Source organism: Paenibacillus sp. LC231 (assembly GCF_001860525.1).
Lineage (GTDB): Bacteria > Bacillota > Bacilli > Paenibacillales > Paenibacillaceae > Paenibacillus_AQ.
The window spans coordinates 62,939-78,049 of the sequence record NZ_JFOM01000005.1 but is presented as its reverse complement, the minus strand read 5'-3'; the positions used below and the strand labels follow the sequence as shown (position 1 = coordinate 78,049).

At 49.1% G+C, this 15,111-nt stretch carries 16 protein-coding genes; all 16 read left to right on the top strand.

Features of this window, described 5'->3' with window-relative positions; genetic code table 11:
• Positions 1-23 precede the first annotated feature (23 nt).
• The 16 genes from mutM (at position 24) to AK95_RS01855 (ending at position 15,081) form a co-directional block, all read left to right on the top strand.
• Entirely contained in the window at positions 24-842 is an 819-nt protein-coding gene (gene mutM, locus AK95_RS01930) for a DNA-formamidopyrimidine glycosylase (protein WP_071218223.1), read from the top strand.
• Positions 832-1,680: a deoxyribonuclease IV gene (locus AK95_RS01925; protein ID WP_071218222.1), complete on the top strand. Its 849-nt coding sequence runs from the start codon at positions 832-834 to the stop codon at positions 1,678-1,680. Before mutM ends, AK95_RS01925 begins: the two co-directional genes overlap by 11 nt.
• 17 nt (positions 1,681-1,697) lie before the next feature.
• Positions 1,698-2,036: a cyclic-phosphate processing receiver domain-containing protein gene (locus AK95_RS01920; protein ID WP_071218221.1), complete on the top strand. Its 339-nt coding sequence runs from the start codon at positions 1,698-1,700 to the stop codon at positions 2,034-2,036.
• A complete protein-coding gene (locus AK95_RS01915) occupies positions 2,033-2,380 on the top strand; it encodes a thioredoxin family protein (protein WP_074961791.1) in 348 nt (115 codons plus the stop codon). Before AK95_RS01920 ends, AK95_RS01915 begins: the two co-directional genes overlap by 4 nt.
• Positions 2,377-3,150: an ABC transporter ATP-binding protein gene (locus AK95_RS01910; protein ID WP_071218220.1), complete on the top strand. Its 774-nt coding sequence runs from the start codon at positions 2,377-2,379 to the stop codon at positions 3,148-3,150. Before AK95_RS01915 ends, AK95_RS01910 begins: the two co-directional genes overlap by 4 nt.
• 5 nt (positions 3,151-3,155) lie before the next feature.
• Positions 3,156-4,232: an SAM-dependent methyltransferase gene (locus AK95_RS01905; RefSeq protein WP_071218219.1), complete on the top strand. Its 1,077-nt coding sequence runs from the start codon at positions 3,156-3,158 to the stop codon at positions 4,230-4,232.
• 160 nt (positions 4,233-4,392) lie between these two features.
• Entirely contained in the window at positions 4,393-5,859 is a 1,467-nt protein-coding gene (locus AK95_RS01900) for a serine/threonine protein kinase (protein ID WP_071218218.1), read from the top strand.
• Positions 5,860-5,887: 28 nt separating this feature from the next.
• Positions 5,888-6,997 carry an SAF domain-containing protein gene (locus AK95_RS01895; RefSeq protein WP_071218217.1) on the top strand — a complete coding sequence of 370 codons (1,110 nt, stop codon included), beginning with the start codon at positions 5,888-5,890 and terminating at the stop codon, positions 6,995-6,997.
• Positions 6,998-7,052: 55 nt separating this feature from the next.
• Positions 7,053-7,760, top strand: a complete 708-nt coding sequence (locus tag AK95_RS01890; protein WP_071218216.1) for a hypothetical protein — start codon at positions 7,053-7,055, stop codon at positions 7,758-7,760.
• Positions 7,757-8,626, top strand: coding sequence for a CpaE/TadZ family protein (locus AK95_RS01885; RefSeq protein WP_071218215.1), 870 nt, complete (start codon positions 7,757-7,759; stop codon positions 8,624-8,626). The genes AK95_RS01890 and AK95_RS01885 overlap by 4 nt, the downstream gene beginning before the upstream one ends.
• The gene (locus tag AK95_RS01880; RefSeq protein ID WP_071218214.1) at positions 8,613-10,523 is read left to right on the top strand and encodes an ATPase, T2SS/T4P/T4SS family; all 1,911 of its coding nucleotides are present in this window, start codon (positions 8,613-8,615) and stop codon (positions 10,521-10,523) included. The genes AK95_RS01885 and AK95_RS01880 overlap by 14 nt, the downstream gene beginning before the upstream one ends.
• Positions 10,513-12,585 (top strand): hypothetical protein, encoded by a 2,073-nt coding sequence (locus AK95_RS01875; protein WP_071218213.1) that lies wholly within the window; start codon positions 10,513-10,515, stop codon positions 12,583-12,585. Before AK95_RS01880 ends, AK95_RS01875 begins: the two co-directional genes overlap by 11 nt.
• A gap of 75 nt (positions 12,586-12,660) precedes the next feature.
• On the top strand, positions 12,661-13,119 hold the full coding sequence (locus tag AK95_RS01870) for an ABC transporter permease (protein ID WP_071218212.1): 459 nt from the start codon (positions 12,661-12,663) through the stop codon (positions 13,117-13,119).
• Between the two features lie 24 nt (positions 13,120-13,143).
• A complete protein-coding gene (locus AK95_RS01865; RefSeq protein ID WP_235612965.1) occupies positions 13,144-13,539 on the top strand; it encodes a hypothetical protein in 396 nt (131 codons plus the stop codon).
• 5 nt (positions 13,540-13,544) lie between these two features.
• Complete coding sequence (locus AK95_RS01860) at positions 13,545-14,099, top strand: hypothetical protein (RefSeq protein WP_071218211.1); 555 nt, start codon at positions 13,545-13,547, stop codon at positions 14,097-14,099.
• A complete protein-coding gene (locus tag AK95_RS01855) occupies positions 14,086-15,081 on the top strand; it encodes a hypothetical protein (RefSeq protein WP_071218210.1) in 996 nt (331 codons plus the stop codon). The genes AK95_RS01860 and AK95_RS01855 overlap by 14 nt, the downstream gene beginning before the upstream one ends.
• Positions 15,082-15,111 lie beyond the last annotated feature (30 nt).

The window sequence follows — 15,111 nt, the reverse complement described above, 5'->3', positions numbered from 1 at the left end:
ATTGACGAAAGGGAAGATGAATGATGCCGGAACTGCCGGAAATGGAAAATTACCGAAGATTGTTATCGCAGAGCATTTTGAATGTGCCGATCACGAATGTCGTCGTGAACCGTGAAAAATCACTGAATGTGACCGTTGACGAATTTACTTCCGTGTTAAAGGGAAGCAAGGTCATTTTTGTGGAACGTAGAGGCAAGCACCTCATATTCCATTTGCATAACGGAGGCAGACTGCTTCTTCACCTGATGCTGGGCGGCATTTTGTATTTAGGGCATAAAGATGAGGAGCGTCCATCAAGGTCGACCCAGGTCGAGATCACCTTTGGTGATCAGGTGCTGTATTTTATCGGACTGCGTCTGGGTTACTTGCATTTCCTGACAGCCAGAGAGACGGAAAATGCGCTTAAAGAGCTTGGTCCTGAACTTCTGGATCGGCGAATGACCAAAGCTCGCTTTGTCGAACGGATTGGAAAACGGCGGGGCGCTTTAAAAACTACGCTGGTCAATCAGCAGGTTGTCGCCGGGATCGGCAACTGTTATGCGGATGAGATTGCCTTTGATGCCCGCATTCACCCGCTGTCCAAAATCCAGGATTTATCGGAGCAGTCTTTAGAGCAGTTATACGAGAGTACCGTTAAAGTGATGCGCGAGGCGACAGATGGCGGCGGATATATGGAAATGCCGTTTCAGGAAGGGGATACCCTGACGGGGGCATACAACGACGAGTGCAAGGTGTACGATCGCGAAGGAGAGCCTTGTGTTCGCTGCGGTGCTCCGATCGTAAAGATGGAGCATACCTCGCGCAAAGTGTTCTTTTGTCCGAACTGTCAGCATGAAGTCTAAAGTCCGAATTGGGAGCCATGTCAGCACACGGGGCGGATTTCTCGCAGCAGCCCAGCATGCAGCCGGGATCGGTTCACTAGCCTATCAGTATTTTCCGAAAAATCCGCGCAGTCTTCACTTAAAGATGCCGGACGTCCGCAATGCCGCCGCCTGCTCCAAGTTTTGTCAGGAACAAGGACTCGTTTCGATCGCGCACACCCCATATCCGACGAATATGGCGGTTGGCTTAACCCGGGGCGAAGAGTTTTACCAGTTGACGGTAGATTCCCTGAAGAATGATCTCATGATTGCCGAGGCTTGCGGATCGCTGGGTATCGTGGTTCATTTTGGGCATCTCAAGAGCCAGGATATCCTTGAAGGGTATCAGAATATTATCCGCTGCATGAATGATGTGTTGTCTTCCTGGACGGGAAGGGCTAAGCTGCTGATCGAGAATCAGGCGGGGGATCATGGATCAATGGGGATGACGCTTGAAGAGAGCGTGAAGGTCAGACAGCTTGCTGATTATCCGGAGAAAATAGGCTTTTGCCTGGATACCTGCCACTTGTTTGCCGCCGGAGGTTGGGACATTTCGAATACGGATGAGCTCCTTGCCAGGGGCAAATCGCTGGGCTATTGGGAATCTGCCGTTGCCGTTCATTTGAACGATTCGAAATATGGGGCCGGCTCAAGAAAAGATCGCCACGCCCGCATCGGACAAGGTATGATAGGAACAGAAGCTCTGAAACGTCTGGTTCTGGCACCGGAACTTGCAGGCAAGGCTTTTGTCCTGGAAAGTGAAAAAGGGGCTGACGGCACGCACCGGGAAGACATCGCCAAGGTGCTGTCCTGGTCCTGATTAAGGGAGAGAGTAATATGATTCATCTGTATTTAGACGACTGGCGCCCCAATCCGAAAGGATTTGCGCTGGCACGAAGCGGGGAAGAGTGTTTGCTGATGCTCCGTGAATGTGAAGTGGATGTTCTGTCCCTTGACTTTGAATTGGGACATGGCCAAATGAACGGCGGAGACGTGGTTGCAGCCATGATCGCGGAAAAACTGCAGGCCCGAGAAATATATTTGCATACCTCAAGCCCATCAGGCAGAAGAAAAATGTATGAGCTGCTCTATGAGCATATGCCGGAAAGTGTCCGGGTTCACAATGGTCCGATGCCGGAATCCGTGCTGCGGGAAGTCGCCCAGGGTTCAAGATGATTGAGGTAACGCAGCGTGAATTGACGGAAAGGCTTGAATGGCACGAGCGTCTGATGAAACGGGATGCGAATGCGGATCCTGTCATCGTATTTTTACATACGCCATTATGCGGCACATGTGCCGCTGCGCGTAAGATGATCAACATTGTAGAACATGTGGTGCCGGACGTGCAGCTGCTCGAAGCCGATGTGAACTTTCTTCCGGACATTGTGGAGCGGTATCAAATCCGCAGCGTTCCTGCATTGCTGGCTATTCAGTCGAGTCCCCTCCCCGCACCGGAGGTGCTGTACCGGATGGGTTCCGTGCAGGATATTGTGAGTTTTGTGAGGAGCGTGAAATCATGATTTCGCTACAGCATTTGTCGCTCGTCAGAGGGAGCCGTCAGATTCTGGATGATGTTAGTATCGAGATGAAGCCGGGACAGAACTGGGCCATCCTGGGCAGGAACGGATCAGGCAAAACGACGCTGCTGGAAATGATGACAGGATATATGTTTCCTTCCATCGGGCGTGTGGAGGTCCTTGGCCATGTTTACGGACAATGCGACGTTCGCGAGGTACGCAAATCGATCGGCTATATTAGCCAGTCGTTATTGGAGAAATTGACGCTGAGCGACCCCGTCTGGGAGGTTGTGGCAACAGGGGCTTACGCCTTTCTGCGCTTCTACCAGGACATACCGGAAGAGGCCAGGAACCAGGCCCATGCCCTGCTGAACGAAATGAATTTCGGCCATCTGGCGGAGCAGCCGCTCGGGATATTGTCACAGGGTGAACGTAAAAAGGTAATGTTGGCACGCTCCCTCATGGCCGATCCGAAGATTCTGATTATGGATGAACCGTGTGCGGGCCTGGATTTGTATGAACGGGAGAAGATGCTGCAGGAGATTGACAAGCTGAGGCAGCGCGAAATTACGGTTGTGTATGTCACGCATCATATCGAGGAGATTGTCCCTTTATTTACTCATGTGGCGCTCATGAAAGACGGCCGCTTAACGGGTGCGGGAACAAAAGAAGAAGTATTAAACCATGAACTTATCAAACAAACTTATGATATCGACGCTCAGCTGGAATGGGATGGCGGACGTCCCTGGATCAAAGTTATTTCTGGAGGTTAATCCGTTTGGATGAATTAAATGTTATGCAAGAGCATGAGGAACAGAATCAAAGTCACCGGGATTTTCACAGCAAGTGGGTATGTACGGCAAACCATGGGTTTGCTCCTTACGCCCAAGAAGAGCTCCGCCGGATGTTTGGCAGTATAAAGAGCACGATGATGATACCGGGTGAGGTGTTTTTAGCGACAGTCGGCAGCTCCGAAGATGAGGCGAAGCGGCTGATTACGTCTTCCCCGCCTATTTTTCTGCGGCATTTGTTTCCGGTACATCTGGAGGTGACAGCCGATACCGCTGGCGATGCATTGCATGCTGTCGTTGAGCATGTCATGAAGCGGGAGGAAATCGGCCGCAGCCGTGTATCCATCCAGATCCGAAAGACGGAGAACAGCTCGTGGAAGGAAAACCCCGCGGCCCTTCGGGATGAATTACAGCATCGCTTGGCTGCACTAGAACTTGAATACACGGTACAGGCACCGGAGTGGATCATTTCACTATTCGCTGCTGACAGTGTCTGGTATGTTGGCGTATCACGGCCGGAGGACAACCTGTCGGATTGGAACGGAGGCGCCGTCCGCTTTCAGCGGGAAGAGGGACAAATCTCAAGAGCCAAATTCAAGCTCCTTGAGGCGGAGAAGCAGTTCGGAATTCCGTTTGATTCCTTTCGCAAGGCTGTCGATATCGGAGCAGCGCCTGGCGGATGGACCTCCTTTTTATTGGAGCGCGGCCTGCAAGTTACGGCCATTGATCCGGCGAAAATGCATCCATCACTCGATGGTCACAAAAACCTCCGCGTGATTCACAAGAATGCAGCGGACGTATCGTTTAGAGATTCTGAGTTTGATCTGTTGGTGTGTGATATGAGCTGGAGTCCTAAACAAATGGCCAGAATGGTAACCGGGCTGCTGCACAGTCTTCAGACGGGCGGCACGGCTGTCATTACGGTTAAGCTGCTGACTAAGAAACCGATGGCGCTGGTGAAAGAGATCATGTCGGTGTTTGAAGAGTCCAGAATGCAGATTCAGGGAGCAAAGCAGCTGTTCCACAATCGGGACGAGATTACGCTTTATATGATTAAGTATTAAAAAAGTCTTTACAAGTCAATGTATCTTGTTCTATAATGATTCCAAAATTAACCAACGACAACGATAGGGAAAGCATCCCGCTATTCATCACGATTCAGTGATGTGGCGGAGTGCTTTCCTTTTTTTGTTGTGCTTGTAAGTCAGGGGAGAGGGCGTTGAGATGAATCAGCCTTGCAGATTGGTACATGGGGAAGTGTTGAGCGAGCGTTACGTGATTGACCGCGTGATCGGTGAAGGGGGCATGAGTTGTGTATATCTGGCTGAGGATCTGAAGCTGCCCGGGAAGAAATGGGCAGTGAAGGAGAGTTTGTCTGAACCCGGTATGCAGCGCACCGTTCAGGACGAGGCACAGCTTCTGATTAAACTCAGTCACCCGCGGCTGCCGCGCATTGTCGATTTTTTTCATGCTCAGGCTAGCGGCTACACCTATTTAGTTATGGATTATATTCAGGGCATGACATTGGAGAAGTACTTCCGGGGATATCGGGGGAATGTGAATCCGGACTTCATCATGGAACTGACGGAGCAACTGCTGGATGTTTTGGAGTATCTCCATAATCACGAACCTCAGGTTGTATTCCGGGATTTAAAGCCATCAAACATTATGCTGACCGATCAGCTGGAGGTTCGACTCATCGATTTTGGAATCGCCAGAAGCTATAAACAGGAGAGTGGAGAGGATACCGTCAAGTTGGGCACGGTTGGATTTGCGGCGCCGGAGCAGTACGGAGGAAGGCAAAGCGATGCAAGATCGGACCTGTATGGGCTTGGAGCGCTTCTGCTTTATCTCTCAACCGGCGGTAAATTCAGTGAATGGATAACGGGCGTGGAGCGACATATCCGTGGCGATTTACCAAGAGCACTTGTGCCCGTTATTCGAAAGCTGCTGCAATATGCTCCGGAGCATCGATATCAATCCGCGGCAGAAGTTCGTTCAGCGCTCAGTCGGCATCAGTCGATCACTGCGAATATATCAAGTGCTCAGTCCAACACGCTAGCCGGGACGCTTGTGGCAGCCGTATTGGGGGCATCATCCGGTGTAGGAACAACCCATAGCTGTATCGCATTCGGGCATTACCTGGCTTCAAGGTACGGGAAGGTAGCGATCGTAGAAATGAGCGCAAAATCCACCGCCTTTACCCGGATTCAGGAAATTGCCGAGGGCGGGAAGCTGGGGTCTATCCGAAAGTTCGAAATCAACGGGATTCACTTTTGGCGGCAAACAGCCAGAACGGAAGTTATTTCGCTGCTCGGGGGCAGTTACGATGCAGTGGTGTTGGATTTGGGAGCATACCGGGACAGCGAACGGCTTGAGGAGTTTCTTCGGGCCGATCTCCCTATCGTTATCGGATCAGGAGCGGAGTGGCGACAGCATGATGTGGTAACGCTGGCCCGGATGCTGTCAAGACATCCTCAGCCGGCCAGGATCTACGCGCTGCCTCTTGCTGGAGAAGAAACGATTCATGAGATGCGAAGAACGCTAGGAACGAATAGAGTTCATTCTTTGCCCCTGCAATTGGACCCGTTTGAAATGCCTGACAGCAGCCGGGAGGCATTTGCACAGTTATTTCAGGACTACTTGCCGCCGGCAGAAAGGAAGCGAAGATTCAGGTTTCTAAAGAATTAACTGCATATGAACTGAAGGAGATGAAGCAATGCCGATTATCAGGAGGCGCAGCCGCAAACTGATATTTGCTGGCCTAGCCGGCGCAGCCGTAACAGCTGCCGTATGTGCCGGCGCAATGCTGTATTATGTGCACGGCTATAAAGAGCAGCAGAGTATAGAGCGTACTAAATACGAGCAGCGAATCACGGAGCTTGAAGAGACGCAGCTTCAGCAGCTCAATTCAATGAAGGTAGCATGGGTCCCGTTAAAAGATATTCCGCCTGGTCATTTCATCAATGCGAAGGATATTAAGGAGGTGCGTTTGCCTGATGACGGTTCTTCCGGCAATCTGTTCTCGGTCAAGGAAGAGATTGCCGGGAAGGGGGCCAAGATCGAGCTGCTGCAGGGAACACCGATTACCCGCTCGATGCTCTTTGAAGAAGAGCCGACACCGTCCGATCTTCGTCATCGGGAGATGAAGTCCGTATATCTGCCAAGCGATTTACGCCAAGGGGACGTGATCGATGTAAGGGTCCAGTTTCCAAGCGGACAGGATTACATCATTTTATCCAAGAAGAAGATCGACAGGCTTCAATATCCGGCGTTCTGGACAACGTTAAGCGAACAGGAGATTTTATTGCTTTCCAGCGCTTTGGTGGATGCTTATCTGCATAATGCCACACTCTATGCACTCACCTATGTAGAGCCGGAGCTGCAAGAGAGAGCAATACCTAATTATCCTCCGAACGCTGAAGTAACGAAGCTGATTGGAAGCAACCCGAACATTGTGAAGAAAGCCGAGAAACACTTCGAGGTTACGCTGCGAAACACGCTGGAAGAGGATTTGAGCAAGCTTCAGCCGAATCAGCAGGCACAGGTATCCGACATGCATCACAACTCCATCTTCGCTAGTGGGGCAAGAAGTCCAGACTCCTGGAGTCCAGCGTCCAATTTAAGCTCCCAAACGAAATCTTCAACGGATACAAAACCGAATACTGCTGACATCCGTCCTGACGACGAGGATAATACAGAGACTCCGCTCCGTGAAGAGCGGGATTCAGAAGCGGAGCAGATTCTGGGGTCATCCGGACCGCCAGAAGCCGAGGCGGGCAGTGATAAGGAATCAGAAGAAGCGGAGTTGATATTCTCAAGTCCTTAGTAAAGACAAAGCTAAGCCTGAAGAACAGATGAGCGATTGAAGGAGTGTAATCAAAGTGAAGACATGGATATTTACAGGCATCTGTGATAAGAGCGACATGCTTCTCTACATGTGCAAAATATTAGCCAATGGAGACAACAGGGTACTGCTCGTGGATGGTGCGATGGATGCGAAGTACAAACATTGCATAGGCGTGATGCACCCGAAGTTGCCGGTTATGGAGTTTGCCGGATTCGACGTGGCAACCGGATTTGAGAACTATACCTCGCTCATGAACTATCTGGAAGAAACAGACGAGAAGAAGTACGACTATATCGTCATGGACGTGGAGAAGTCGGAATTCCTGGACAAGATGCAGTGGGATACAGCAGATGCCCATGTTTGGGCTAGCGGGTTCGAGGTAACCGGGCTGCGCAAGAGTACGGCTTTGCTTGATGAACTAAGAGCCGCAAGAACAGATGATCCGCTCCCTCCTTTTCATCGGGTATATGTTCAGGTCATTAAAGATTTGATGGATGAGTCCTACATAGAAGGCTATCTGGAAGACAGCCGGATTCAGTGGCTGGGTCCTCCCGTGAAAATGCCGTGGGATGAATTGTTCTTCGCCTTGAAAATAAAAAATGAACATGCAGGAAGACTGGGTATTAAGCCATTATCCAGACAATATAAACGATCGCTTACCGAACTTATCCGCCTGTTAACGGAAATGGAGCAGCGGCATATTCGCCGGGCACTTCGGCAAGCAGGAAGGAGGCATGCATGAGTCTGATTGCTGTATGGAGTCCCTTGAAGAGCGGCAGCGGCAGTACGATGCTGGCCTCGAGTTTACCTATCGTATTGGCGTTTGAATATCCGGTCAAAGTGCTGCTCGCCCATGGTGGACATGCAGGGGGGCGAGTGGAACAAGCTTTTTCCTTTAAGCAGGAATCGTTTGATTTTATGACGGCATTTCAAGATACCGGAATGGATGCCTTAGAAAGACTTTGTACAAGCGGGAGGCTGAACCCGGAGAATGTACGTAATTATACTTTGCCGCTCCTGTCTGATCGGCTGGATCTTTTATGTGGACCGAAACTAATGTCCGCCGATGATATACAGACCGCAAGCAGTGCGGAGGACAGAAAACAGGCGGAACTTATGACCAGAGTTATGGAGTTCTCCAAGCGAAGTTACGACATCACGGTGGCCGATGCAGGTAATGGAGTTCCGGGAGCGGTAGATCGCGCGATACTTCAAGCTGCCGACTTCATCGTGGTTGGTTTGAATCAAAATTTGCATGTACTTGAGAATAAGCTTGAACAGGAGGGGCTGCCCCCTGAACTGAAGGATAAGGCAAGCCTGTATATCGTCGGCAAATATGACCGGGAGAGCCATTGTACACTGCAAAATATCAAGCGCCGCTTTGGCATCAAGACGACGGTGCTTGGTGTTCCATATTGTTCCGGCATGACGGATGCATGGAATATGCGCTCCGTTATGCCTTATATGCAGCGAAGTCGGGGAGGCGCGGACCTGAAACGGATGAGCTCACTGTATGATGCCGTTCGTAATTTGGCGGATGCCGCGGCTGAACAACTTGGTCTTCCTTCCAGTGGTTCGAAAGCGGGAGGCCAGCATGCTCTTGGGTAATTCCTTCAATACGATATGGATCATCGTCATTATTTTGTTTGTACTGCTGTTTGTATATCTGCGTTATTTGGATACCCGAAAACCGGCGGCTGCTATTTCGCGGGGGTCCGGCCCTTATTCTCTTGAAGCCATGACTGCGTTTGTTAAAGAAAGCCTCCATCAGCTGACGCACAGCCAGTTGTCTGATTTAGGACTGCACGAAGAGGAGTATCGCCGAAGGCTGAACAAGCGAAGTGAATTGAGAAGTGCCCTCAAGGGCTGCGTATCCGGAGATGTGCTGGATAAAGCATATGTAAAGGATTTTTTAAAGCAGCTGCTGGTCAGAGATCTGGGTTTGAACGAGTCCAACATTCATGCTGCCATTCCATTCGAAAACTTGACCGAGTTAACAGCCCAGGATCAATTCGAGATCATCTTATACCTGTATAAGCAGAGGCACGGAGAGAATGCTTTATCCGTACTTCTTGAGACGTATGATCTTGCAGGGCCTCGCGTGATTCCCGGTTATGGAGAGGGCAGCGTGTATGCGGTAACCGCAGAGGATATTGCTTATATCTATGAGTCAGAGCAGCGACCGCTCTTGTTTCCGGAGAAGCTTGATATCGTTGTTCAGCGCATTTATCAGCAGTACAAAGGCTTTTCCGTTGTGGATGAAATCAGGGATCAACGGATCGACGGGATCAGTGGCGGGGTAAGTGGCATTCCTGTCAACCATGACAGCGGACAGAATATCTTTCACACCCAAGATGAGTTTTTGGGGCTAAGCTTTTCAAATACCGAATCGCCAGCAACAGGCTGCGAGAGTGTTTGGATTTTTTATCGGGGGGTGTCGCTGCATCTAGCTTTTTTATCGTTTGGTTCGATGCTGGAACTGAAGAGAGTATGTCAAAACATATACAAATACAATCATCCCGGACAGCTTTCAGAAGCCAGCGGTTATAAAGTGAATGAGATGAAAGATGGCTCCAGGGTCGTTGTGGTTCGGCCTCCGTTTGCCGAGTCCTGGGCGTTCTTTGTCCGCAAGTTTGATCTGCCCAAGGCTTCGCTTGATCAGTTAATTACGGGAAACGGCTCGGAATTGGTGATCGGTTTGTTGAGGTATTTAATGAAAGGCAGCCGGATTACGGCAATCACCGGTGCGCAGGGTTCCGGAAAAACAACGCTGCTCATGGCGATGGTGGGTCATATTTATGCGTCTTATACCCTTCGGGTGCAAGAGATGGCCTTTGAGCTGCATTTAAGGAAAATCTATAGCCGCAGAAATATTCTCAGCTTCAGGGAAACCGAGCATATTAGTGGGCAGGCCGGTCTGGATCTGCAGAAGAAGACGGACGGTACCGTTAATATTCTTGGTGAGGTTGCCAGTGACGAGGTAGCGTCATGGATGATACAGATGTCTCAAGTGGCAAGTTTGTTTACCGTGTTTACCCATCATGCCAAGACATTCAAAGACCTTGTACAATCCTTGCGCAACTCCTTGCTCAAGAGCGGCGTTTTCAGGCAAGAGCATATTGCGGAGCAGCAGGTGGTCAGCGTGATCAACTTTGACATCCATCTAAGAAGAGACGCTTACGGTAACCGTTACATAGAACGTATTACAGAGTGCATCCCGGTTGAGAAGGGATCCCTGCCACCATTTGAGGGAACTTCAGAAAAGCGCTGGAAGAACAGTATGGAGGAATATTTTCAGTTAAGTACAGAACATATGCGGAGATTGAACGAAGTAAGTTATTTCGTATCTCGTAATGTGATTGAATACCGGGACGGTAGCTATATCGCTGCCGCCAAGTTATCCGAAAGCAGTGTTCGCGAAATGACGGAGCATATGCATCCGGAAGATGCCGAGGAATTCAGAGTGTTTCTGGCTTCGGGTTGGGGGGAACAAAGTGTCCTCTAAAGATGTATTAATTCTGATTTTAATCATATCTTTGGCACTGTTTTCCATCACATTCGGTATCGTGTCGTGGATGAACAGAAGACGAGGGTATCGTGAGGTAGCTGTCGTAAAGGTGGATGCGGGCGAGGTAAGGTCCTTGCGCGGGATGTACCGGCAATGGTTTCAATTGGCCTATAGGTACGGAATGAAGCTTCCTATAATCAAGGCCTATCTTAAACGGATCAGACAGCGGATCGCGATCATGCATCCCTATGACGAAATATCACTCCGGTTTGAAACCGTGAGATTAGCCTTCGCGATTACCGGTACGATCGGGTTAACCGCCATGCTCCTTATATGGAGTCATCCGGACCTGGGGTTTATTGTCATTGTTATTCTTGCAGCAGCGGTTATAAACAACATGCTTATTGAGATGTTCATAAACCGACTGGAACGAAAAATACTTGTCCAATCGGTTGAATTGTTCTCCTCCGTCCGCCATCACTATCAGCAGCATGGAATGGTAGAGGAAGCTTTGTACGAGGGAGCGGAGACTTCAGGGCATGAAATTTCTATGCATGCTCATCGTATCTATAATGCCTTGGTATCCAACGATCCTGATGACGAGTTGGAGAGGTATTATGAGGTAGCGCCGAACCGATATCTTAAAGCGTTTGCGGGTATTTCACATCTTGTCATGGAGTTTGGTGATCATGCGAGAAAACAAGGCTCTATCTATCTGCATGGCCTAAGCGGGTTGACCAAGGAGATCCAATTGGAAATATTGCGCAGAGACAAGCTGGATTATTTAATGAAGGGCTTGAATGTGATTGCGTTGGCTCCGGTCTTTTTCACCAAACCGATTGAACGCTGGGCCAGAAGCAGTTTTCCGTCGATGGATGAGTTTTATATGAGCAAGCTCGGGTTTATGACCAAGATATCGATTTATGTCATCATTCTAATCTCTTACATATTGCTTCAGAAGCTCCAGCAAAATCGGGAAACGGATTACCGCGCAGAGGTTCAGAAGATGACCCTGGAAGAAAGAATGTACCGGATTGCTGTTATGCGCTGGCTTGTGAAGGTGATGGCTCCGACACCCGGTACGGTGAAATATGACAGGCAGGTACGCTTACTAAAGGAAAGCAACGCGAGAATCAAGTTCGAATGGCTCTATATCAGAAGGGTGACGTTCTTCTTCCTGGCTTTCTTCCTGTCGCTATCGCTGGCTGCAGGTCTGCATGTGCAGGCTAAACATCATCTGCTGTATGTCCCCGTTTCTTTGAATCATTCCCTGTTCGGCCAGATGAATGAGATCGAGCGTCGGCAGGCAGAGGAAACGGTTGAGCGCGATCGGCTGCTAATGGAACAATTGCATATGTCGCCGGAAGTGACCGATGATCAGGTCAAGCAGATGATTAGTGAGACAGATCCTACTTCATTGACCAAGGAACAAGTTGAGATCATAACCGATCGAATTATGACCAAACTGCAGCGCTATGACAGCGAGTATTTGAAATGGTGGGAGCTGCTGCTATCCTTTCTGGCAGGTGTGGCTGCATATGCGGCGCCATTATGGCTGCTGCATTTTCACCGGAAAGTACGCAATATGGAAATGAGGCATGAAATTTATCAATTTCAGACGGTCATATCCATACTGCGCGGAATGGAGCGCATCTCGGTTGAGGCCATATTGGAATGGCTTAATCGGTTTGCTGTTATTTTTAAGATTCCCATTCAAAAAAGCTTGCTTCATTACGAACATGGCGCCCAGCTGGCATTGCTGGAGCTGAAGGAAGACGTCTGGTTTCCTGAATTTCAGCGGTTGGTGGACAAGCTGCTGCTTGCGGTAGATAAAGTACCGATCAAGGATGTTTTTGATGACCTCGATGGAGAAATGATATACAGTTTCGAGCGACGCAAGCAGGAGTACGAAGCGATGATCGATACGAAGGCCGCATGGGGGCGAATGATCGGTTTTACTCCGATGTATGCGTTGATCTTTATGTATCTTGTTATCCCGCTTATCGGCATGAGTTTCTCCCAGATGGAAACGTATTATGAGCAAATTCAACGATTATAACGATACGTGGATTGGCTCAACTGGAATCATGATCGACAGGATCAAAAAATAATTGAAAGAATGAGGGAGATTTCAATGAATAATGCATCATCCGCTTTAAAGGTTGCAGCAGGCATATTTCTGACCATAGCACTGATTACCATTGTTGTTATTTTGTTTATTTCGGCGCAGGAGGCAACCAAAACCGCTCAAAACAATTTTTCAGATATTCAGACTGAGTTGTCCCAGGCAGCATTTACCGTGTATGACGGAACAACCATCAGCGGTTCTCAGGTGACAAACGCACTGCGCAAATACAAGGATAAGGATCAATTTGGCGTTTTTATAGCAACAGGGAAAAATAAAGCAGGGCAATGGTACGGCAATGTGTTGGAGAAGGACGGTTCGATTCTCAATCCGGATTCAAGACAAGGGAATATCGAACTCGTCATGGATGAGAAAAGCCCGGAGTACGTCAATCCAAGCGGCAAATTTAAGGCGACCATCGTTAAGGATGATTCTAACGTAATCAGAGGCATTAAATTCGATCAATAGTTATGAATGGATAGGTGACTTGCCTTGCGTGGACAAACGATAAGCGCACTTGAATTGGCAGCAGCGGTGGCATTATTTCTTGGCGCAGCCCTGTATGCCTTCCATATTCAGACGATGGTGGATGGCGGTATATCAGCCGTAGGCAGAATGACTCAGGAGCAGCATGCGGGTATGATCACCGTAGAGATGACGAACGAGAACATGAAGCTCATTTATAAGGGAAGCGAAGTATTATTCACGCTGCGAGAGGTTCAAGCTGGCGGCTTCAATATGTATGTGGATGGCGTGCTGTTCCGATCAGGCAGTAATCCGGAGGAACTAGATCTTTCGATCATAGATATGGAAGCCGATTATGATGCGGAGTACGTTCGAAGGATCGATGGAGATGTGGAGAGCATCCAGTTTGTAAAAGTGAGGTAACAACAATGTCAAACTCGGTTTCGAAATGGTTTGCTGCCTTTCTGGCCCTTCTTCTGCTGTACTTGGTTCCCGCAGGCGAGATGGCCAGAAGACAGGATGATCTGTCACGACTCGTTGTTTATCAATCCGTTACCAAATTCGTGGACAGTGTTCGTACGAAGGGGTATATTACTCCGATCATGTACAATGACTTCCTGCAAGAGCTGGCAGCCACCGGGAACATTTACAATGTGGAAATGGAACATCATCATAAGAAATACCACCCGGAATATGCCGATCCTTCAGATCCTGGAACGTTCTTGAACCGCTATTCCGTCGTATATGATGCTTATTATCAGGAAGATGTTATGGGTTATCTATTCCCGGAGTCGAATGTCGATAAACAGGATGAAAGGCGCCGATACCGTCTAACGGCCGGAGATCACTTTCAGGTAAGTGTCAGTACTCTGAATCGAACACCCGGATTGATCATGTTCGATACGTTGACCGGATCAAATTCAGGTGGCAAAGCAGCAATCGCATTTCCATACGGAGGTTTGGTACTGAATGAAGATTACTGATCTTGCCATCGTATTTACCGCCGTGTTTTTCCCCATGTTTATTATTCTGGGCATGCGTGCCGAGAGTTTAGAGGATGTCCGGTACGTAGAAATGAAATACTCGGCTGCTCTGCGTACAGCCGTTCAAGACGGCGGGATGATGCTGAACGATAATGAGACCCAGGACAAAGAGTCGGCATATGATTCTTTAAAATTTATGCGTGCGGATAAAGAACGAGCGCTGGAGTTCTTTTCCCGGACGTTGTACATCAATATGGGGATCGCGGATGATCCGGCTGCGCAGTCTGCTCTGTGGTGGTATATTCCTGCTATCGTTGTTCTGGATTATGACGGGTTTTATATGTATGTTTCACAAACCTTCACCAACGCGTATGGGGAGGAGCTCGTGGAGCACAGATGGACCCCCAAAATTCCTTATGCCTGGAATGATGGTAGGGGCAACAGCATCCAGTTTACATTGGATTCCTTCGTTCAGATATATGAATCACGTGGAGGCTCTTCCATCTGGCACTCCGGCTATCGGGAGGATCTGAGCGGCAGGACGGGTATAACTTTGCTGGAAGATAAGGATAGGTTTGAACAAGTCAGACGGATCACGATTGTAAATAGCGTTCAAGATCGTCTTGCTTATTACATACAGCGGCACAACCAAGTGGCTCTCCGAAACGGAGTATCCTATACGTTCGCGCTTCCGTTGATATCCCAGGAAGAGTGGGTGAATACGATGGATGACATCGGTATGATGGCGTTCATTCAAGGCATTCCCATGGGCGATCAGTATTATAATAACTATGCCCTTGGAGGAGGCAGACTTGTTAAAGCTCTTGTTTATTTCGGAGGGGTGGATAGCAGGGGGCTCAAATATTATTACCGTGATGTCTGTCAATTCAACTATCGCGTGGAAGAAGTATTCCCGAGTGCCAAAGATGCAGCGGCAGCAGGATATCAGGAGAAAAGCTGTTCTAATCCCGGTGTCCTCTAATCCCTGAAAGTTATGGTTTCTGCCGGACTC